Origin of the sequence: Specibacter sp. NPDC078709, assembly GCF_040686795.1 — a bacterium.
Taxonomy (GTDB): domain Bacteria; phylum Actinomycetota; class Actinomycetes; order Actinomycetales; family Micrococcaceae; genus Specibacter.
In genome coordinates, this window is the sequence record NZ_JBFBLU010000018.1 from 1 (window position 1) to 18,687 (window position 18,687).

General features: G+C 62.3%; 16 protein-coding genes. 11 read left to right on the forward strand and 5 right to left on the reverse strand.

Features of this window, described 5'->3' with window-relative positions:
- Positions 1-150 precede the first annotated feature (150 nt).
- The gene (locus AB0P14_RS17770) at positions 151-1,119 is read right to left on the reverse strand and encodes an electron transfer flavoprotein subunit alpha/FixB family protein (protein ID WP_363845457.1); all 969 of its coding nucleotides are present in this window, start codon (positions 1,117-1,119) and stop codon (positions 151-153) included.
- Between the two features lie 12 nt (positions 1,120-1,131).
- Complete coding sequence (locus AB0P14_RS17775) at positions 1,132-1,956, reverse strand: electron transfer flavoprotein subunit beta/FixA family protein (RefSeq protein ID WP_363845460.1); 825 nt, start codon at positions 1,954-1,956, stop codon at positions 1,132-1,134.
- Between the two features lie 219 nt (positions 1,957-2,175).
- On the opposite strand from AB0P14_RS17775, the gene AB0P14_RS17780 reads away from it, so the two are divergent.
- Entirely contained in the window at positions 2,176-3,021 is an 846-nt protein-coding gene (locus AB0P14_RS17780) for an ABC transporter ATP-binding protein (RefSeq protein WP_363845463.1), read from the forward strand.
- The gene (locus tag AB0P14_RS17785) at positions 3,018-4,367 is read left to right on the forward strand and encodes a permease (protein WP_363845465.1); all 1,350 of its coding nucleotides are present in this window, start codon (positions 3,018-3,020) and stop codon (positions 4,365-4,367) included. Before AB0P14_RS17780 ends, AB0P14_RS17785 begins: the two co-directional genes overlap by 4 nt.
- Positions 4,368-4,509: 142 nt before the next feature.
- Here the strand turns inward: AB0P14_RS17785 and AB0P14_RS17790 are convergent, their stop codons facing one another.
- Entirely contained in the window at positions 4,510-6,372 is a 1,863-nt protein-coding gene (locus tag AB0P14_RS17790) for a trypsin-like peptidase domain-containing protein (RefSeq protein WP_363845468.1), read from the reverse strand.
- A 276-nt stretch (positions 6,373-6,648) separates the two neighbouring features.
- Between AB0P14_RS17790 and AB0P14_RS17795 the strand changes: the two genes are divergently transcribed.
- Complete coding sequence (locus AB0P14_RS17795) at positions 6,649-8,679, forward strand: TPM domain-containing protein (protein WP_363845471.1); 2,031 nt, start codon at positions 6,649-6,651, stop codon at positions 8,677-8,679.
- Between the two features lie 239 nt (positions 8,680-8,918).
- Positions 8,919-9,695: a PspA/IM30 family protein gene (locus tag AB0P14_RS17800; protein WP_363845474.1), complete on the forward strand. Its 777-nt coding sequence runs from the start codon at positions 8,919-8,921 to the stop codon at positions 9,693-9,695.
- 190 nt (positions 9,696-9,885) lie between these two features.
- On the opposite strand, the gene AB0P14_RS17805 is transcribed toward AB0P14_RS17800, so the two are convergent.
- Positions 9,886-10,737 (reverse strand): aldo/keto reductase, encoded by an 852-nt coding sequence (locus AB0P14_RS17805; protein ID WP_363845476.1) that lies wholly within the window; start codon positions 10,735-10,737, stop codon positions 9,886-9,888.
- Between the two features lie 174 nt (positions 10,738-10,911).
- Between AB0P14_RS17805 and AB0P14_RS17810 the strand changes: the two genes are divergently transcribed.
- The 7 genes from AB0P14_RS17810 (at position 10,912) to AB0P14_RS17840 (ending at position 17,183) form a co-directional block, all read left to right on the forward strand.
- Entirely contained in the window at positions 10,912-11,787 is an 876-nt protein-coding gene (locus AB0P14_RS17810; RefSeq protein WP_363845479.1) for a helix-turn-helix transcriptional regulator, read from the forward strand.
- A gap of 2 nt (positions 11,788-11,789) precedes the next feature.
- Entirely contained in the window at positions 11,790-12,761 is a 972-nt protein-coding gene (locus AB0P14_RS17815) for an aldo/keto reductase (protein WP_363845497.1), read from the forward strand.
- A 134-nt stretch (positions 12,762-12,895) separates the two neighbouring features.
- The gene (locus AB0P14_RS17820; protein ID WP_363845499.1) at positions 12,896-13,858 is read left to right on the forward strand and encodes an NAD-dependent epimerase/dehydratase family protein; all 963 of its coding nucleotides are present in this window, start codon (positions 12,896-12,898) and stop codon (positions 13,856-13,858) included.
- Positions 13,859-13,935: 77 nt separating this feature from the next.
- Positions 13,936-14,346 carry a TOBE domain-containing protein gene (locus AB0P14_RS17825; protein WP_363845482.1) on the forward strand — a complete coding sequence of 137 codons (411 nt, stop codon included), beginning with the start codon at positions 13,936-13,938 and terminating at the stop codon, positions 14,344-14,346.
- Positions 14,343-15,152, forward strand: coding sequence for a molybdate ABC transporter substrate-binding protein (gene modA / locus AB0P14_RS17830; RefSeq protein WP_363845485.1), 810 nt, complete (start codon positions 14,343-14,345; stop codon positions 15,150-15,152). Before AB0P14_RS17825 ends, modA begins: the two co-directional genes overlap by 4 nt.
- Complete coding sequence (locus AB0P14_RS17835) at positions 15,139-16,017, forward strand: ABC transporter permease (protein WP_363845488.1); 879 nt, start codon at positions 15,139-15,141, stop codon at positions 16,015-16,017. The genes modA and AB0P14_RS17835 overlap by 14 nt, the downstream gene beginning before the upstream one ends.
- Positions 16,014-17,183 (forward strand): ABC transporter ATP-binding protein, encoded by a 1,170-nt coding sequence (locus AB0P14_RS17840; protein WP_363845491.1) that lies wholly within the window; start codon positions 16,014-16,016, stop codon positions 17,181-17,183. Before AB0P14_RS17835 ends, AB0P14_RS17840 begins: the two co-directional genes overlap by 4 nt.
- Positions 17,184-17,272: 89 nt before the next feature.
- Here the strand turns inward: AB0P14_RS17840 and AB0P14_RS17845 are convergent, their stop codons facing one another.
- Entirely contained in the window at positions 17,273-18,460 is a 1,188-nt protein-coding gene (locus tag AB0P14_RS17845) for an IS30 family transposase (protein WP_363845494.1), read from the reverse strand.
- Positions 18,461-18,687 lie beyond the last annotated feature (227 nt).

Genomic DNA, 18,687 nt, shown 5'->3' on the forward strand with positions numbered 1-18,687 from the left:
GGCATTTTTGCTGTCTCACAGCAGTGGCGACGTTTGACGTAAATGCCACAGTTCAAACCCTGGCATTTACGTCAAACGGCGGCATTTCCCGATGCGGCACTAGGCATTTCCCGATGCCGCAGCACTAGGCACGCGCACCGGGGCTGAACGCTAGGCGCGGCGCTTCTTGATTTCCGCTACGGCCTGCGGCAACACCTGGAACAGGTCCCCCACAATGCCGAAATCGGCAATCTCGAAGATCGGCGACTCGGAATCCTTATTCACGGCCACAATCAACTTCGAGGTCTGCATGCCGGCCTTCTGCTGAATGGCACCGGAAATACCCACCGAGATGTACAGCTGTGGGGAGACCTTCTTGCCGGTCTGGCCCACCTGCGAAGCGTGGGAGATCCAGCCCGCATCAGTGGCTGCACGCGAAGCACCAACAGCGGCACCGAGAACGTCAGCGAGTTCCTCAATCGGGGTGAAGTCGCCATCAACACCGCGGCCACCGGCCACAATGATGCGGGCATCTTCCAGCTCGGGACGTCCTGATGCTGCCCGCGGCGTGCGGGAAACCACGCGGGCACCCAAGCTTGCCGGAGCAAAGGCCACGTCCAGGGTTTCAACCACGGGGGTAGCCGCTTCAGCAGCAGGGACCGCCTCAACACTATGAGCCTTGACGCTGATGACGGCGACAGCTGTAGTAGCCCGCGCCTCAACAGTCCAGGACCCCGCAAGGACGGATTTGTGCGCAACCAAGGTGCCGCCGTCGTACGTCACGGAGACGGCGTCGGTGATCACCCCAGCGTTCAAGGTGACGCCAGCGCGGGCCGCAATTTCCTTCCCGGCGGCACTATTATCCACCAGTACGGCGCTGGCGGACACGGCTGCCGCTGCCTGGGCGAGGAGGTCGGCCTTGGGGGCAACGAGGAACTGGCCCAGCTCGGCCTGCTCCGAATGCAGCACGCGCGAGACGCCCTGGGCACCCAACTCGGCCAACACTTCAGCGCTCACGGGACCGGCCACAACGGCCACGGGCTCGCCTGCGCCGCGGGCCAGGGTCAGCAGCTGGTTGACGGTGGTGGAAAGCTTGCCCGGAGCATCCAGCTGATCAATGTAAACAACAATTGCACTCATGAAATGGGTTCCTTAGATCAGTTTCGCAGCGGCCAGGAAGTCAACAAGCTGGATGCCGGCGTCGCCGGAATCGGTGATGATGGTGCCGGCGATGCGGGCGGGGCGTTCGGCTGCCGCGGTGACCTTGGTCAAGGAACCGGCATGTCCGACGGCGTCCGCTGAGACACCCAAATCCGCCAGGGACACGGTGGTCACCTTCTTCTTCTTCGCGGCCAGAATGCCCTTGAAGTTGGGGTAGCGGGGATCGTTGGCCTGATCGGTTACCGAAACCAGAGCAGGCAAAGTGGCCTGAATTTCCTCGGAGAACTCGTCACCGTCGCGGCGGGCCGTGAGCGTGTTGCCGGCAACATCCAAGGCTGAGGCGAACGTGATCTGCGGAAGTCCGAGCCGTGCAGAAAGCTGCGCGGGAACAATGGAGGTTTCCCCGTCGGTGGACGCCATGCCGGTGATGACCAGGTCAACGGCCCCGAGGGACTTGATGGCTGCGGCCAAGACTAGCGAGGTCGCTGAGGCATCGGAGCCTGCGAGCGCTTCGTCGCAGACATGCAGGCCTTGGGTTGCGCCGATCTGCAGTGATTTCTTCACTGCCACGGCGGCCGATGCCGGTCCCACGGTGAGTGCGGTGACGGTGTTGCCACCCTTGGCTCCGCCGCGTGCGTCGCTCAGCGCAAGGGCTGCTTCCAAGGCGTATTCGTCAAGCTCGGAAAGGATGCTTTCGCTGCGATCGAGTTCGTGTGCATCTCCGGAGAGCTGTCGGTCAAACTGCGCATCTGGCACATATTTAACCAGTACGACAATGTTCAGTGCTGAATTTTCCACTGCTGTCCTTTGTGTCATGGACGGATGGTGTGCCCAGCCCCGTGCCGGGGCAGGTGCGGCCGCTTCGCCCTTGGCCTACCTCCACAGCTTAGTTCGTGGTGGCTCAGGGGCGGAATTTTCGACGTCGAAACTTTACTCCCAGCGAACATGGGCTCCGCCTGCGGGTGGATACTGGCGCCGATTGTTTCCGTCCGCGGCCCGATGCTGGCCGCCACCACTTCCGGGCACAGTGGAAGTATGACCTCAACAATCTTGAGCGCACGCTCCCTTTCCAAACGTTTCGGTGCAGGTATCGCCCTGAACAACGTGGACGTAGACATTGCTGCCGGCGAATCCGTGGCCATCATGGGCGCCTCCGGTTCCGGTAAAACCACGCTGCTGCACACCCTGGCCGGCATCACCGCGCCCGACTCCGGAACCGTTCACTATGCCGGCACAGCAGTCACTGCTCTGAATGAAACTCAGCGCTCCAAGCTGCGCCGCGAGGCGTTTGGCTTCGTCTTCCAATCCGGCCTGCTGATCCCGGAACTGACGGCCATTGAAAACGTTGCCCTAGCCCTGATGCTCAACGGAGTGTCTAGGCGCGACGCCGAGCCCCAGGCCGCCGGCTGGCTAGCCCACTTGGGCCTGGCTGGCATGGAGGGCCGACGGATCGGTGAGCTCTCCGGCGGCCAGGCGCAGCGGGTAGCCATCGCCCGCGCACAGGTCACCGGCGCCGGCATCGTCTTCGCCGACGAACCCACCGGCGCCCTGGACTCGCACACCTCCGCCGAGGTTATGGGCGCGCTCCTCGGTGCCACTTCCGGGCGCGGGCGCACGCTGGTCCTGGTCACCCATGACCCCTCCGTTGCGGCCCTGTGCTCGCGCACATTGTTCATGCACGACGGCGTCCTCTCCCTTGCGCCGTCGGCTCCCCCGGCGCCCATTCAACTCATACCCGGTGCGAGCGGGCAATATGCCGTACAGTCCCCCGGCATGGCGGCGCACCCGTCCGCGCATCAGCCCCCGGCGCATCAGCCCCTCGCAAGCCCGCCTGCCACAGGCCAGTTCGTCACGGGCCAGAACTGGACGGAACAGCCGTGAACAAGTTCAAATCCATGGTGTCCATCCTCTGGATGCTGTCCCGCCCCACCCCCGGCAGCAAGGCGGTGGTGGCTCTGCCCGTGGTGGCGTTTGCCCTGGTCACTGCGCTGTCGCTCATAGTGCTGGCCGGTGCCATGAGCTTTTTCACCACACCTGCCATCGATACAAACCCCGATCTGGCCGGTACCTATCAGATGCTGGCCGGAGTGGCTCTGGCCCTGATGGTCCTGCCCCTGCTGACCTTGGGCGGATCGGCAGCACGCCTATCGGCACGCCGCCGTGATGAGCGGCTGTCCACGCTGCGACTGCTGGGCGGCACCCCGGCGCTCGTGGGCGCCATGACAGTAGTGGAATCCACCGTTGTGGCCGCCGTGGGCATTTGCGCTGGCGTGCTGCTCTACGCTGCGGCACTGCCAGCGGTTGCCCTGATCCCGTTCCAGGGGAAGGCCTTGGGTTTGTCGGCGCTGTGGCTCAACCCCCTGCTGGTGCTGGCCACAGCTGCCGCCCTCATGATCCTTGCAGCCATCAGTGCCACGATCGGTTTGCGCCAAGTGGTGCTCTCCCCGTTGGGGGTGCGCACCAGGGCCAAGGCACCAACAGTGCACTGGGTAAGATTCGCGCTCGGGGCGGGGGCCGCCGTCGTACTTTATGTCCTGATGGCCAATCTAACGGCCAGCGGATCCCTGGCTATCATGATCATCATCCTGTGCGGCAGCTTCGCCGGCGGGATGGCCCTGTTGAACCTAGTAGGGCCGTTTGTGCTGAAATGGCTGGCCGGGCGGGGGCTGCGCAGGGCGCAAACGCCGGCTCGGCTGTTGGCCGCCCGGACCATTCTGGAATCACCCAAGGCTGCCTGGCGGCAGGTCAGCTCGCTGTCGATGACCAGCTTCATTGCCGTCATTGCCGGGACCGGACTGGCGCTGCTGAATGCCACAGCGCCTGATGGAGGCAACGCAGCGGACATCAACCTCGCCGCCGATATGCGCACCGGAGTGCTGATCACGGTGGTTGCCTCGTTCCTGTTGGTGGCTTCCAGTGCCGGTGTGAATCAGGCCGCCGCCATCTTGGACCGGAGCGGGTTGTACGTCAGCCTGGACAGGCTCGGCATGCCTCGTTCCGTCATGGAGGCCGCCCGCCGGCGCGCCGTGATGTCGCCGGTGCGCATTGTGACGATTGGCTCGGGGGCCGTGGCTGCCATTTTGCTGTTCCCACTGACGGGGGCCGCCATGATTTTTGCGCCGCTGTCATTATTGGTCATTGTCGGCGTGCTGGCAGGTGGCATTGCCTTGGTGTGGCTGGGGCTTGCGGCATCCAAACCTGTTCTGGACTCCGTGCTTGCACACTAGGTCTACAGTAGGAGCCGAAACTCACACTGGAGCTGCGTGCCGTTAAGTGCTAACGGTGCGCTACTCACCGAGTAGCGCACCGTTGCCGCGTAAGCCTACGCAGCTCCAAACTAACGAGAGCCGCGGCCGGCCGCAAAACCGTTTACTTCATGGTGTCCAGGGTGACATCAATGCTCTGGGCCTTGCCGTCGCGGGTGAAGTCGACCTTTACAGTGGCTCCGCCCGGCTGCTCGCGGACAGCCGCCGTCAGATCCGAAGGATCAGAGATGGTGCGGTTGCCCAGCTGGGTGATGACGTCGCCCTTCTTCAGTCCGGCCTTGGCTGCCGCACTGCCGGACGTTACATCAGCCACGGTGGCACCGGAGGAGAAGGAACTACTTGATCCGGATGCGGACGTGCCACTCACCGTGACACCCAGCTGGCCGTGGCTGGCCGAACCGGTCTTGATGATGTCCTGGGCCACGCGCTTGGCGTGATCCATGGGGATGGAAAAGCCCACGCCGATGTTGCCGCTCTGGCTACTGGAACTGGAGGAACTGCCGGTTGAGGCAATGGCCACGTTGACGCCGATGATCTGGCCTTCAGCGTTGACCAGCGCACCACCGGAGTTACCGGGGTTGATGGCGGCATCGGTCTGGATGACGTTCAGGTTCACGGTTCCCGTGGCAGCCGTGTTGCTCGTCCCGCCACCTGGAGGCGAGAACTGGAAACCGTTGCCACCGTTATCCGGGTCCTCTGAGGAGTCACTCGGGGTTTCCGGAACTGCGGAGGAGGCCACCTGGATGGTGCGGTTCAGCGTGGAAACGATGCCCTCGGTAACCGTGGCATTCAGGCCCAGCGGGGAGCCGATGGCAATGACGGTGTCACCAACGTTGATCTTGCTGGATTCTCCCAGAGTGGCCGGAACCAGGTTGGGCGCATCAATCTTGATCACGGCGAGGTCCGAGAGCGGGTCCGTGCCCACAATGGTGGCGTCGTATACCTTGTTATCGCTCGTCTGCACCTGGATGGCGGCGTGCGCGGCAGCACCGTCCAAGGTAACCACGTGGGTATTGGTCAGAATGTGGCCCTCGGTGTCCACAATGATGCCCGAGCCCGTGCCACCGGAGCTACCGCTCGTGGCCGAAATGGTCACCACTGACGGCATCGCCTTGGCCGCCGCAGCCGTTACCTGGTTGACGGAGTTGGTGTTATTGACTACCAACGGTGCGCTCTGCGAGGTAGCGCTCACCGACGAGTTGTCGCCTTGCTGATTGAGCAGGAACAGAGACCCGCCACCCACCAGCCCGCCGACCAGTGCGGCAGCCAGAACACCGGTGGTGAACATGCCCATGCCCACCTTTTTGCCGTCCCTGTTCTTACGCTGCGGTGCCACGGTCTGGCCATGAGGCTGGCTCTGGGGATACATGTTCGACGCCGGGTAGCCCGGTCCTGCGTATCCCTCACCAAAGTTTGGTGTGCCCGAGCTGTGGCTCGCCGCGCTCTGGTTACTGTCCGGATTGGTATTACCGAAGCTGCTGGCGCCATAAGCACCTCCACCAAATCCGGTGGGGATCGGCTCAGTGGGGTTCTGGGATCCAGTGCTGTGCGATCCCGCGTTGTGGGTCGGCGGTGCAGGAATCCGCTCGGTGGGATTGGAATTGGCGGGAGGCTGTGACGCGCCATAGCGGGAGCTTGCTTGCGGGGCGTCATAAGGGTTGGCAGCGGGAGCCGCCGGGGCACCATATCCACTAGGCCGTGCGGCCGGAGGTGCCGGTGCGCCGGCAGGAGGAGTATTCGGGGAAGATGCCTGAGACGCATAACGTGGTGCGGCCGGCGGCACGGGAGCTGCATATCCGTGCTGCGCGAAACCTTCTGGGGCCTTGGTTGGCTGCGCAGGCTGGGCCTGCGCTGGCTGGGCTGGCTGGGCTGGTTCTGCCTGCTGGGGCTGGGCGGCTTCAGACTGTTCAGGCTGTTCTGACCGATCATTGTTGCTGGTGGTGTGGTCACCGTTGTTCTCAGACATCAGCTTTCCCTTCATTGAAATTCTGTGTGACGAATCCTTGCTTGAGTTTCATCATGGCCTCCGCGGCTGGAGCCTTGACGAACGTTCGCTGGAAGGTAGCTGTGAAGGTTCATCAAGTTCCATTATCTCCCACGTCTGGCGGCAGCCGCATTATCCGGACAGCGAAATACCTGCCCGAAAAACCCGGCCCAATCAAATCCGCGCCATAGTATCGTTTGGAGTACTAGGCCCGATTCCCAGAGTGGTCCCGTAGTGGTCCCACACCAAAGGTGAGCGATGTTTGCACGGTTGAAGGTATTTCCCCCAGTTCTGGCAGTCCTGGCGCTGATGGCACTCCTGCTGTTCCCGGCCGGTGCTGCCCAAGCTGAACCGCCGGTGAGCATTCCCGGCGGCACCTATATTGTGGACAACGCCAATGTGCTGGGCAGTCAAAAGGCAGAGGTTCAAAGCGCGATCACGAAATTGAGCAGGGACCATGGCATCACGCTCTTCGTGGTCTATGTCGACTCCTTTGATGGCCAGGCCCAGCAGGCGTGGGCCCAAACTGTCGCCACCGAAAAGAACATGGGCCGGTTGGATACGTTGTTGGCCGTTGCTGTTCAAACAAAGCAGTATGCATTCGTTGGCGGCACCGACACGTTCCTGACGGAAGCCCAAGGCTCCACCATCCAATCAAGCGCCATCAAGCCCCAGCTCTCTGCCGGAAATTGGGCGCAGGCCGCTATCGATGCAGCCGCGGCACTCGGTGATGCTGCTGGCGGTGGCAAGGGCAACGTGCCCGACCCCACCGGCGGGTTCGTAGCGCTGGGAGTCGGTGGCGTCGTTGTCGTTGGGGGTGCGGGAACTGCACTGTACCTTCGCAACAAGCACAAGAAATCTGTTGCAGAGGCTACCGCCAAGGGCTTTAGCCCCGATGGAAAGCCGCTGGATCCCAATGCGGGCATGACCATCCCGGAGCTGCGCGCCAAGGCTGGCTCGCTGTTGATTGCTGCCGATGATGCAATCAAGACCAGCGAGCATGAAATTGGTTTCGCACAGGCGTCGTACGGCGACGAGGCCGTCAAGCAATTCCAGGGCGCTTTGGATAGCGCTAAGGCGCACCTCTCCGAATCCTTCAAACTCCAGCAGCAACTTGACGACGAAATTCCCGACACCATTGCAGAGCAGCGGTCCTGGCTCGGTGAAATCATCAAGCGCAGCGAAGACGCCAATGCGGCTCTGGACGCCGAAAAGGCAGCCTTCGACGAGTTGCGCGAACTGGAACGGACCGCTCCGCAGGTTCTGGCCAGCATCCGGTCGCAAGCTGCCGAAGCCCGGACATCGGTGGCGGCGGCCGAGCAGAAACTGGCCGGTTTGACGGCCCAGTACTCGGACGCGGCACTGGCCCCTGTGCGTGACAACGTTGCCGAGGCCAAGGAACGCCTTGATTTTGTGGACACCGCGGCCACTGAGGCAGACACGAAATTGACGGCCTCAGATACTGCTGGAGCGGCCGTCGCCGTCAAGGCTGCTGAAGAAAGTCTGCTGCAGTCCACGGTTCTGCTGGACGCGATTGAAAAAACCGAAGCAAGCATCCGCGACGCTGCAGTCACCTTACAGACAGCACTTCCGGCAGCTCTTGCTGATTTGCAGCAGGCCAAATCAATGGTGGCCTCCCCCGAATTTGCCCGCTACGCCCCTACTGTTCAGGCTGCGGAAGCAACGTTGAACGAGGTGCGCATGGACTCTGCCGGCGGCAAGCCCGATCCGGTGGCCCTGCTGACTGCAGTGCAGGATGCCCACACTCAGCTCGATGAGCTATTGACCGGCATCCGAGATCAGCAGCAGCAGGCGCTGCGGGCTCAGGCCGCACTGCAGCAGGCGTTTGCGGGGGCACAGGCCACCATTGCCACGGCCAAGGACTTCATCGCAGCCCGCCGCGGCGGCGTTGGTTCTGCCGCTAGGACCCGGCTCTCCGAAGCTGAACGTAACTTCGACTATGCCTTGAGTATCTCCGACTCGGATCCCACCAACGCACTGACCTACGCTCAACAGGCGCAGGCGTTGGCCAAACAAGCCATCCAGTACGCCCAGAACGACGTCGACAGCTTCGGCGGCGGAGGGGGTTACGGCGGCGGTGGTCGCAGTTCCATGGGTGGTGGCATGGGTGGCGCCATCCTCGGCGGCATCATTGGCGGGCTCCTCTCCGGAGGCGGAGGCGGCGGCTTCGGTGGCGGTGGAGGATTCGGCGGAGGCGGCGGGGGTGGCTTCGGCGGCGGAGGCGGCGGGGGTGGTGGCGGCTTTGGCGGAGGAGGCGGCAACTTCTAGTGCGAGAGGTGCCCATAGGGTGCCAGTCAACTCCCGGTCCGCCCGTTACAGGCAGCCCCACGGCGCACGCCCTCGGGAGGCAGCCAAGGAGGCTCCAGCGTCGTACGTCATGGCATTGCACCGGACAGGCACCTAGGACAAGAATGGAAACGGGTCCCCTAGACTCGGATGACAAGGACCGTTCCGGCAGCACAGGTGAGATTTTGTTCAACATAACCAGCAAAAATAAGGGGAAAAAAATGGCAAAGCAGTCAATTTTCGGCCGGATCGCACAGTTGGCCAAGGCCAATATCAATGCGCTGTTGGACCAAGCCGAGGACCCGCAGAAGATGCTTGATCAGATGGTGCGCGATTACAAGGCCAACATCCAAGAGGCCGAAGGCGCTGTGGCCCAGACCATCGGTAACCTGCGCATGCTCGAGGACGACTACAACGAGGATGTGAAGAACGCTCAGGATTGGGGTTCCAAGGCCCTCGCCGCGAGCCGCAAAGCCGATGAATTCCGTGCCGGTGGCAACGACGCCGATGCACAGAAGTTCGACAATCTGGCCAAGGTGGCCCTGCAGCGTCAGATGACCTCGGAAAGCGAGGCCCGCTCCGCTGAGCCGAACATCGCAGCTCAGAACGAGGTGGTTGACAAGCTCAAGACCGGCCTGCAGCAGATGAATGGCAAGCTCACCGAGCTCGGCAATAAGCGCAATGAGCTGATCGCACGCTCCAAGACGGCCGCCGCGCAGACCCAGGTGCACGATGCGCTCAAGAGCATTGACATCATGGATCCCACCAGCGAGGTCAGCCGCTTCGAAGAGAAGATCCGCCGCGAAGAAGCTAAGGTGCGTGGCCAGAATGAGCTCGCCGCCTCCAGCTTGGATGCCCAGTTCAACTCCCTCGAGGATTTGGGCGAGCAGACCGAGATTGAGGCACGCCTTGCAGCTCTGAAGGCTGGTGGCTCACCAGCACCGGCGGCCATTACCGCTTCGGATCGCGTTGACGAGGCAGATTTCGACAAGCTGTAAACCGCTGGCTGTTACGGCAGCCTCGGCTACTTCGGCAGCTGAGCTACTTCGACAGCTGAGCCGTAGTCAGTAAAGGGAAAAGCCAAAGGGGCCGTCATCGCTACTAGATGGCGGCCCCCTTTACTGTGCCGATTTACTGCCGAATTGCTGGTGGTGCTGAGGCTGGCGCTGCTGCCGCTGACGCCGGTGCTTACATCTGCGTAAACGCTGCCACGGCCGGATCGGCACCGATGCGGTGACCGTTTTCCAGTGCTGAGATGCGCTGCAGATCGGTGTCGCTGAGCTGAATTTTGGCGGCTGCGAGGTTCTCGCGCATGCGCTCGGGCGTGACGGTCTTGGGGATCACAATGTTGCCCGTGCCGAGATGCCAGGCCAGAACCACCTGCGCGGGAGTTGCGTCGTAGTTGGCCGCCAACTCGGCGATGACCTGATTGTCCAGGTCTTGGCCCTGCCCGAGGGGACTGTACGCTTGCACCGCAATCCCGTGACTGCGGCTCTTCGCCGCCAACTCGCTCTGCTGGAGGGAGGGGTGGAGTTCGATCTGGTTCACGGCAGGAACCACTGTGGAATTAGCCAATAGCTCATCCAGATGCGGCGCCAGGAAGTTGGACACGCCAATGGCACGGATCAGCCCCTCGGCGTAGAGGGATTCCATTTCCTTCCACGCCTGAGTGAACAGACCCTGCGACGGGACGGGCCAGTGGATCAAGTACAAATCAATCCAGTCCAGGCCCAGTGCTTTGCGGCTCGCTTCAAAGGCGGCGCGGGTATTGCCCTGCTCGCCGTTACGCAGTTTGGTCGTGATGAACAATTCCTCGCGGGCCAGCCCGGATTCAGCAAGGGCAGCTCCGACGCCGGCCTCGTTGCGGTACGCCGCGGCCGTATCGATGTGGCGGTAGCCCGTGGCCAGCGCCTGGGTCACAGATATACGGGTTTCTTCTGGCGGGATCTGGAAGACGCCAAACCCGAGTTGCGGGATACTCACTCCGTTGTTCAACGTCAGTTCAGGAACCGCTACTGCCGGTGTATTCGAATCAGTCACGAGGATTCATTCCTTTCATTGTGTCCGTCGTCATGGACGGTTTCCTCCAGCCTAGGCGTGAACGCGTTCGCTACGTAGCGTTTTCACGCGCTCAGGGTGTTCGAAGCGATCCTAGGATCAGCAGTCCTACCTTCACACTAGGTTCGCCTACTGTGCCGGGGCAGAATGGGAACCATGGGTCAAAGTATTGCATTCGGCAGCTTCCTCTCCGCCATGCGTGCCCGCTTGGCACCGGATCCGGAAGCTGCACTCACTCATCGGCGGGTTCCTGGGTTACGCCGGGAAGAAGTGGCGCAGCGTGCTGGGGTCTCCACTGATTACTACACCAGGCTGGAGCAGGGACGTAACATTCACCCTTCCAGGTCGGTGCTGGCATCGGTGGCCCGCGCCCTGCAACTCAACGATTCCGAATCTGCCCATATGTACGACCTGCTCGAAAACTGTGGCGGGCAGGCAAGCAGTCCACCTGAGGTTCAGCGGGTGAGGGCTTCCCTGCGCCAGCTGTTGGACGCGGTGGGCGAGGTACCCGCCGTCGTTCTTGGTAGGCGCACCGATGTCCTGGCCAGCAACCGCATGGCCCGGCTGCTCTTTGCCGACTTCCCAACCATGTCCCGCGAACAACGCAATTACACGCGCTGGATCATGCTTGACCCTGGCGCTCGAGTCTTGTTCCGGGACTGGCATGGCGCTGCATCGGATGCGGTGGCTGCGTTGCGTGCCGATATTGGCAGGCATCCCGGCGACCCCGCAGCCACGGCACTGGTGGGTGAACTCGCCGTTAATAGCGAGGAATTCCGGCAGTGGTGGGCGCGGCACACGGTGGCACAGCGTGCCTCCGGAACTTTGGAGCTGCACCATGGCGTGGTGGGCGATCTTTCGCTGGACTTTGAACACCTGCTTCTTCCCGATGACACCGATCAAAGTCTGCGCATCTACACGGCCAAGAACGGCTCCCCCTCGCAGGACGCCCTCAAACTACTTTCGTCTTGGGCTGGCAGCCCCGACTCTGCCAGCCATCAAATTTCCACCTCATCCGAAGGAACCACATGACCATGTTGTACACCCAATTGGGCCGCAGCGGACTGTCCGTTTCCACACTCTGCCTGGGAACCATGAATTTTGGCCCGCACACCGATGAGGCCGACGCTTTCAAGATCATGGATCAGGCCCACGAGGCCGGGCTGAACTTCTTTGACACGGCCAACGGTTACGGCGGCAATGACCGCCGCGGCTGGACCGAGGAGATCATTGGCCGTTGGATTGCCCAGGGCGGAGGCCGGCGCGAGCGGACCGTACTGGCCACCAAGGTCTACGCCAACATGACTGACTGGCCCAATGATTCGAAGTTGTCGGCACTGAACATTCGCCGCTCTCTGGATGCTTCCCTGAAGCGCCTGCAGACCGACTACATCGATCTCTACCAGTTCCACCACGTGGACAGGAATACCCCGTGGGATGAAATCTGGCAGGCCATCGACGTCGCCGTCCAGCAGGGCAAGATCTTGTACGCCGGCAGTTCCAACTTTGCCGGCTGGCACATTGCCGCAGCTCAGGAGGCCGCCGCGCGCCGCCCTGTCACCGGGCTGGTCAGTGAGCAGTCCATCTACAGCTTGTTGGAGCGCAGCGTGGAACGCGAAGTCATTCCCGCCGCCGAACACTACGGATTGGGTCTGCTCCCCTGGTCGCCGCTGCATGGCGGGCTGCTCGGTGGCGTGCTGCAAAAGCAGAACGACGGCGTCCGCAGGCTTGAGGGCCGCGCCGCCGAGGCGTTGGCCACGCATCATGACGCCATTGCCGCCTTTGAATCCTTCGCCGCGGATTTGGGCCACGCCCCGGGCGATGTGGCTTTGGCTTGGCTCATGCATCAACCGGCTGTGACGGCACCCATTATTGGACCGCGCACCGCAGCCCAGCTCGAGGCAGGACTGCGCGCTGTGAACCTTTCGTTGGACACCGAAGCGCTGGCCACGCTCGATAAGATCTTCCCGGGTCCCAAGACTGCCCCGGAAGACTACGCCTGGTGAGCGGCTTCAACGACGGCGTCAACGAGGGGCTGCACCTCGGTGCCGGCGGACACGGGGCCCGAGCCGATTCCCCCGCTGGAGCTCCGAGCCTCGGTGGTGTTGACGGACGCTGGCGGCTCCCAGCACGGCGGGTCTTGTTCATTGGCGGAACCGGCACCATCAGCACGGCGTCAGTGGCTCGGGCTGTTGCCCTGGGGCACAACGTGACGGTGCTGAACCGCGCGGCGAGTTCCGTGCGGGCGGTTCCAGCCGGCGTCGAACAGCTTGTGGCTGATGTCCGGGATAGCGCCTCCGTTGCCGCTGCCTTGGGCACGCGAACCTTTGACGTTGTGGCGGACATCCTCACGTTTACCCCGGTCCATGCCCGGGCGGCCGTGGAACTTTTCCGTGGCCGCACGGAGCAATACTTGTTTATCAGCACGGCTTCGGCGTACCAGAAGCCGCCAGCCCGTCTGCCCATCACGGAGTCCACTCCCCTGCGGAATCCGTTCTGGCAGTATTCGCGGGACAAGATCGCCTGCGAGGACTTCTTCATGGCCGCTTACCGGGACCACGGATTCCCGGTCACCATTGTGCGCCCCTCCCACACGTACGATCACACCCGGCTGCCGCTGCTCTTCGGCTGGACCGATGTGCACCGCATGCGGGCCGGGCTCCCCGTGGTGGTGCACGGCGACGGAACCTCGTTGTGGACGCTGACGCACACCAATGATTTCGCCGTGGGATTTGTGGGGCTGTTCGGGCTCCCTGTGGCGGGTGAGGCCTTCACCATCACTTCCGACGACGTGCTGCCGTGGGATGCCGTGTACCGCAGCGTTGCCGCGGCGGCCGGCGTGCCGGACCCCCTGCTGGTGCATGTGGCGAGCGAGAAAATCGCCGCCCTGGCTCCTGATTTGGGGCCCGGCCTGCTGGGCGATAAAGCTCACTCGGTCATCTTCGACACCACCCGGGTTAAGTCGCTAGTGCCAGCGTTTGGCACCACTATCCGTTTTGCGGATGCGGCCCACGCGATTCTGGCCTGGCATGTTGATCACCCGGAAGCACGCGTGGTGAATGCCGAGCACATGGCACTCTCGGATCGCTTGGCCGCTTTATAGGCAATCACGATGGTGTTTGTGGCGTTTGCGGTGTAATTTACCCCCCTATTCCGCATATGAGGTTATAGACTGCGAATATGACACTTATTCGCGTTTCAGAGGCGGCCCGTTTTCTGGGCGTGAGCGACGATACCGTCCGGCGGTGGCTGGATAACGGCACCCTGACCGGCCACAAGGACAAGCAGGGCAAACTTGTGGTGGACGGGCTTGAGCTGGCTGAGCTGGCCAAGTCCCAATCGATGCTCCCGATGGACCCCACCGGCGTGGGCAGTTCGGCGCGGAACCGCTTCGTTGGGCTCGTTACCAACATCACCATGGATAAGGTCATGGCCCAGGTGGAGCTTCAATGCGGCCCCTTCCGCGTGGTGTCCCTGATGAGCAGTGAAGCGGTACGGGACCTAAAACTTGAACCCGGCTCCGTGGCAACCGCCGTGGTCAAATCAACCAACGTCATCATTGAAGTACCGGGCGGTGGAAAACACTCGTGAAACTCCCCTTCAAAAGACTCTCAGCGGTGGCCGCGGCCGCAGTTCTGACCGTATCGCTGGCATCATGCGCTGCCGCCAGTGACACCTCCGCCTCTCCGACAGCCGGAACGTCAGCGGCTGCCCCTGAACTGTCGGGCACCTTGACCGTGTTCGCGGCCGCATCGCTGAAGACCACCTTTACGGATCTGGCCGCCGCCTTCGAGGCTGCTCATCCGAAGGTCAAAGTGTCACTGAGTTTTGATGGCTCTTCTACGCTGGTCACGCAGATCACCCAGGGTGCCCCGGCGGATGTGTTTGCCTCCGCTGATACCAAGAACATGACCAAGCTCAGCGATGCCAAGATGGCAGCCGGGGAACCCGTTGACTTTGCCACGAACGTATTGACATTGGTAGTTCCGCCGACAAACCCAGCCAACATTGCCAGCTTTGCCGATGCCGCCAAGCCCGGCACCAAATTGGTGATCTGCGCCGCTCAGGTCCCGTGCGGTGCCGCTGCACTCTCCGATGCAACATCAGCGGGCCTGACCCTGGCACCTGTCAGCGAAGAACTGAACGTCACCAGCGTGCTTGGCAAGGTCATCTCGGGCGAGGCAGACGCCGGACTGGTCTATGTGACCGACGCAAAATCCGCAGGGAAGAAGGTCAAGGAAATTCCTCTCAAACTCGCGACTCCCACAGTCAACGACTATCCCATTGTTGCCGTGGAAGGTTCAAAGCAGCAGGAACTTGCCAAAGCATTCATCGCGTTGGTGATTGCTCCGGAAGGACAGCAGGTGCTCCAGGATGCAGGTTTTGGCACCCCGTAATAGCCCTCGCCGAGCCGGGGAGCCGTGGCAGTTCCAGGCGGTTCCCCAGTGGGTTTACCTGCTCGCGGCAGTGGGTGCGTTGTTCATTCTGCTGCCCCTTGTCGGCATGGTCGCCCAGGTGGACTGGGCTCAGTTCATCCCCCTGATTAGCTCGGAATCCTCCGTAGCTGCGCTAGGTCTCAGCCTGAAAACTGCCGCCGCCAGCACGGTCTTGTGCATCATTTTTGGCGTCCCCTTGGCCCTAGTTCTGGCCCGGGCACGCTTTCGCGGCCAGGGTGTTTTGCGTGCGCTGATCCTGCTGCCGCTGGTGGTGCCGCCGGTGGTGGGCGGCTTGGCCTTGCTCTTTACTTTTGGTCGCGTTGGTTTGATTGGCCAGACGTTGAGTACTTTCGGCATCGACATTGCCTTTTCGACAACAGCCGTGGTCATGGCTCAGGCGTTTGTGGCATTGCCGTTTCTGGTGCTCAGCCTTGAAGGTTCATTGCGGACCGCCGGGCAAAAGTACGAGGCCGTGGCCGCCACTCTTGGCGCCCGGCCTTCAACCGTTCTGCGCAGAATTACACTACCGCTGGTGCTGCCGGGTTTGGTCTCAGGAGCGGTGTTGGCGTTCGCGCGAAGCTTGGGCGAATTTGGTGCCACACTCACCTTCGCCGGTAGCCTTCAAGGCGTCACCCGCACACTGCCCCTGGAGATTTACCTGCAGCGCGAGACGGACCCCGACGCTGCCGTTGCCCTCTCCTTTCTGCTGATCGCCGTGGCCCTGATAGTGGTGATCCTGGCGTACCGCACGCCCCGTTCGCCCATCCGGGCAGCTGTTCGCGGAACCAGTACCGATCCCGTTCCTGCTCAGGAAGTGCTGCGATGACACTGGAGCTGAGTATTGCCATCGGGGCCCGTAATCTTGAGCTGAGCTTGAGCGTTGGCCCCACCGAAACCGTCGCGCTCATGGGGGCCAACGGCGCTGGGAAGTCCTCCGTCATGCAAGCCCTGTCCGGGCTGGTGAAGCCCGATTCCGGTGACGCCACCTTGGGCGGGCGGACACTGTTCCGCTTGGGTTCTGCCAGTACTGGCGCTCCGGGTAGTACTGGCGCGCCAGGCAGTACTGGCACGTCTGGCAGTACTGGCACGTCGTGGCTGCCGCCGCATGAGCGCGGTATTGGCACACTAGCCCAGGAACCCCTTCTATTTCCGCACCTGAGCGTCTTGGACAATGTGGCGTTTGGGCCGCGAAGCCGAGGCGCCATGAAGGCTGCTGCCGCGAAAACTGCCTGGCACTGGCTGCGTGAAGTGGACGCTGCAGATTTAGCCGGACGCAAACCCTCTCAGCTCTCCGGCGGGCAGGCACAACGCGTGGCACTAGCCCGGGCACTGGCCACCGATCCTGAACTGCTTCTGCTCGATGAGCCCATGGCGGCGCTGGATGTTAACACCACCCCGTTTCTGCGCAGCCTGCTCAAACGGGTTTTGGTCGGCAGGCGCGCCATCATCGTCACCCACGACGTCCTCGACGCGCTCATGCTCGCAGACCGGATCATCGTCATGGAGCGCGGGCGGATCGTAGAATCAGGCCCCACCGCCGCGGTGCTGGCCCACCCGCGCAGCTCCTTCGCGGCCTCCTTGGCCGGGCTCAATGTCCTTACCGGTTCCCTGTCCGGTCCCACTCTTTTAACGTCCGACGGCGTCTTGGTCACCGGACGTCCGGCCGGCGGCACAGGTTCAGATTCAACACGTATTCCTTCCCAAGCACTTCCGGCAAACCTAGTACCTCCGGCAGCGGGTGGGCCAGAGGGCCTGGCCGCGTTCCCGCCGTCTTCCGTGTCAGTATTCTTGGCACCGCCGGTAGGAAGCCCACGCAACTGCTTCAAGGTGAAGGTCAGTGAACTCGAGCCTCAGGGCGGGCATATCCGGGTCCGGGCGTCAGGACTCGCCGCCGATGTCTCCGCCGCCGCCATCGCTGAATTGGGGCTGGAGCCGGGAGCCGAGGTGTTCTTCGTGGTCAAGGCCGCCGAAGTGGTCCTGTACCCGGCCTGAACCGAGTTCCAGACTCTCCACTCATTCGAAACTGCAGCTGATGCGGTCAAAACACGGGCAAAGTCAAGTAGTCGTAGCAACGCGGGGGTTTATGCCGCTGTTTGCAGCAATTGGTTCAGCCGGTTGGCTGGGGTATCAAGGTTGAGGGTGGGCCGGGGGCGGCGGTTGAGCTTCGCTGCTATCCGGCGGAGATCCTCCGGGCTATGGACGGAGAGGTCAGAGCCTTTCTCGAGCCAGAACCTCAGGAGCCGGTTGGTATTCTCGTTCGTGCCACGCTGCCATGGCGAGTGTGGATCACAGAAATAGAGAGTGGTATTGAGCCCGGTTTGGATCTTGGCGTAGTTGGCCAGTTCGGTGCCGCGGTCCCAGGTGATCGAGCGTCGCAGGTGCTCCGGGAGGTCGCCCATTTCGCGGATCATTGCGGCGGCAACGGTCTCAGCAGTGTGGTCGTTGGGGAGGTGGAGCAGGATCGTGAACCTTGTTGAGCGCTCCACGAGGGTGCCGATCGCGGTCCCGTCGCAGCCGATCACGAGGCCCCCTTCCCAGTGCCCTGGGACGGCTCTGTCTTCGACCTCGGCCGGGCGTTCACTGATCTTGAACGCCTCTTTATACGGGCTGTTCTTCGTCCTGTCGGCTGTGTGGGGAACGCGCTGCTTCCGCTTCAAGCTGAGCTTCTCCGCCAGGTCTGCCCGCAGGGCCCCGCGGGTTTGAACGTACAAGGCCTGGTAGATCGTTTCGTGGCTCACCTGCATAGTCTCGTCGCCGCCGAAGTAAAGCGCCAACATCGAAGAGATCAGTCTCGGACTCCACCCATCATCCATCCAGACCTCGATCAGCCGGCACAGTGCATCGTTCTCAAGGAGTTTCAGGGACTTGGGGCGGCGCCGACCCTGGTGAGCCTTTGTATGGGCAACAGAGGCGTAATACACTCCGTCGTCACTGGTGTTTCGGTTCACCTCCCGCCACACCACGGACTTGTCACGACCGACCAGTTCTCCGATACGGGCGTAGCTCATTCCGCTTCGCAGTCCCATCTGGATCATCCCTCGCTCCGCTAGGTTCAGCGCCCGGCCAGGGCTCTCTTGTGAAGGTGCCGGATCTGCAAGACCACCAACGGGCCCCATGCTCAAAGCCATCATTTGACCAGACTGCGCCCACCACACCCTTCCTGTTTGATGCACGGCACCGACACGCCGGGCTGCAGCAACAATCGACATCCCGCCACACACTAGATCAACGAACTCAGTGCGGGCACTCGGGGGAAACAACTTGACCATGAAACGCTCCATCTATCAGAGCGTTGCAACCACCGTATGACTTTGCCACGATTTTGGTCGCATCAGCTGCAGTTTCGAATTCGGGATCCGGGATTCGGGATTCGGGATCCGCATCATCCGCAGTCCCGATTTCGGGTTAGCGGCCAGAATGTGTGTATGGCCCGGGCGTGTCATCGGCTTCTTCCGCCCCATCCTTGTTGGATTCCGTTTCCGTCTTCGGGGCTGAA

Excerpts from the sequence above, each read along its gene's own strand:
- AB0P14_RS17770 (WP_363845457.1), bottom strand. The coding sequence starts at position 1,119 with ATGAGTGCAATTGTTGTTTACATTGATCAGCTGGATGCTCCGGGCAAG.
- AB0P14_RS17775 (WP_363845460.1), bottom strand. The coding sequence starts at position 1,956 with ATGACACAAAGGACAGCAGTGGAAAATTCAGCACTGAACATTGTCGTA.
- AB0P14_RS17780 (WP_363845463.1), top strand. The coding sequence starts at position 2,176 with ATGACCTCAACAATCTTGAGCGCACGCTCCCTTTCCAAACGTTTCGGT.
- AB0P14_RS17790 (WP_363845468.1), bottom strand. The coding sequence starts at position 6,372 with ATGTCTGAGAACAACGGTGACCACACCACCAGCAACAATGATCGGTCA.
- AB0P14_RS17795 (WP_363845471.1), top strand. The coding sequence starts at position 6,649 with ATGTTTGCACGGTTGAAGGTATTTCCCCCAGTTCTGGCAGTCCTGGCG.
- AB0P14_RS17800 (WP_363845474.1), top strand. The coding sequence starts at position 8,919 with ATGGCAAAGCAGTCAATTTTCGGCCGGATCGCACAGTTGGCCAAGGCC.
- AB0P14_RS17810 (WP_363845479.1), top strand. The coding sequence starts at position 10,912 with ATGGGTCAAAGTATTGCATTCGGCAGCTTCCTCTCCGCCATGCGTGCC.
- AB0P14_RS17815 (WP_363845497.1), top strand. The coding sequence starts at position 11,790 with ATGTTGTACACCCAATTGGGCCGCAGCGGACTGTCCGTTTCCACACTC.
- AB0P14_RS17825 (WP_363845482.1), top strand. The coding sequence starts at position 13,936 with ATGACACTTATTCGCGTTTCAGAGGCGGCCCGTTTTCTGGGCGTGAGC.
- AB0P14_RS17840 (WP_363845491.1), top strand. The coding sequence starts at position 16,014 with ATGACACTGGAGCTGAGTATTGCCATCGGGGCCCGTAATCTTGAGCTG.
- AB0P14_RS17845 (WP_363845494.1), bottom strand. The coding sequence starts at position 18,460 with ATGGTCAAGTTGTTTCCCCCGAGTGCCCGCACTGAGTTCGTTGATCTA.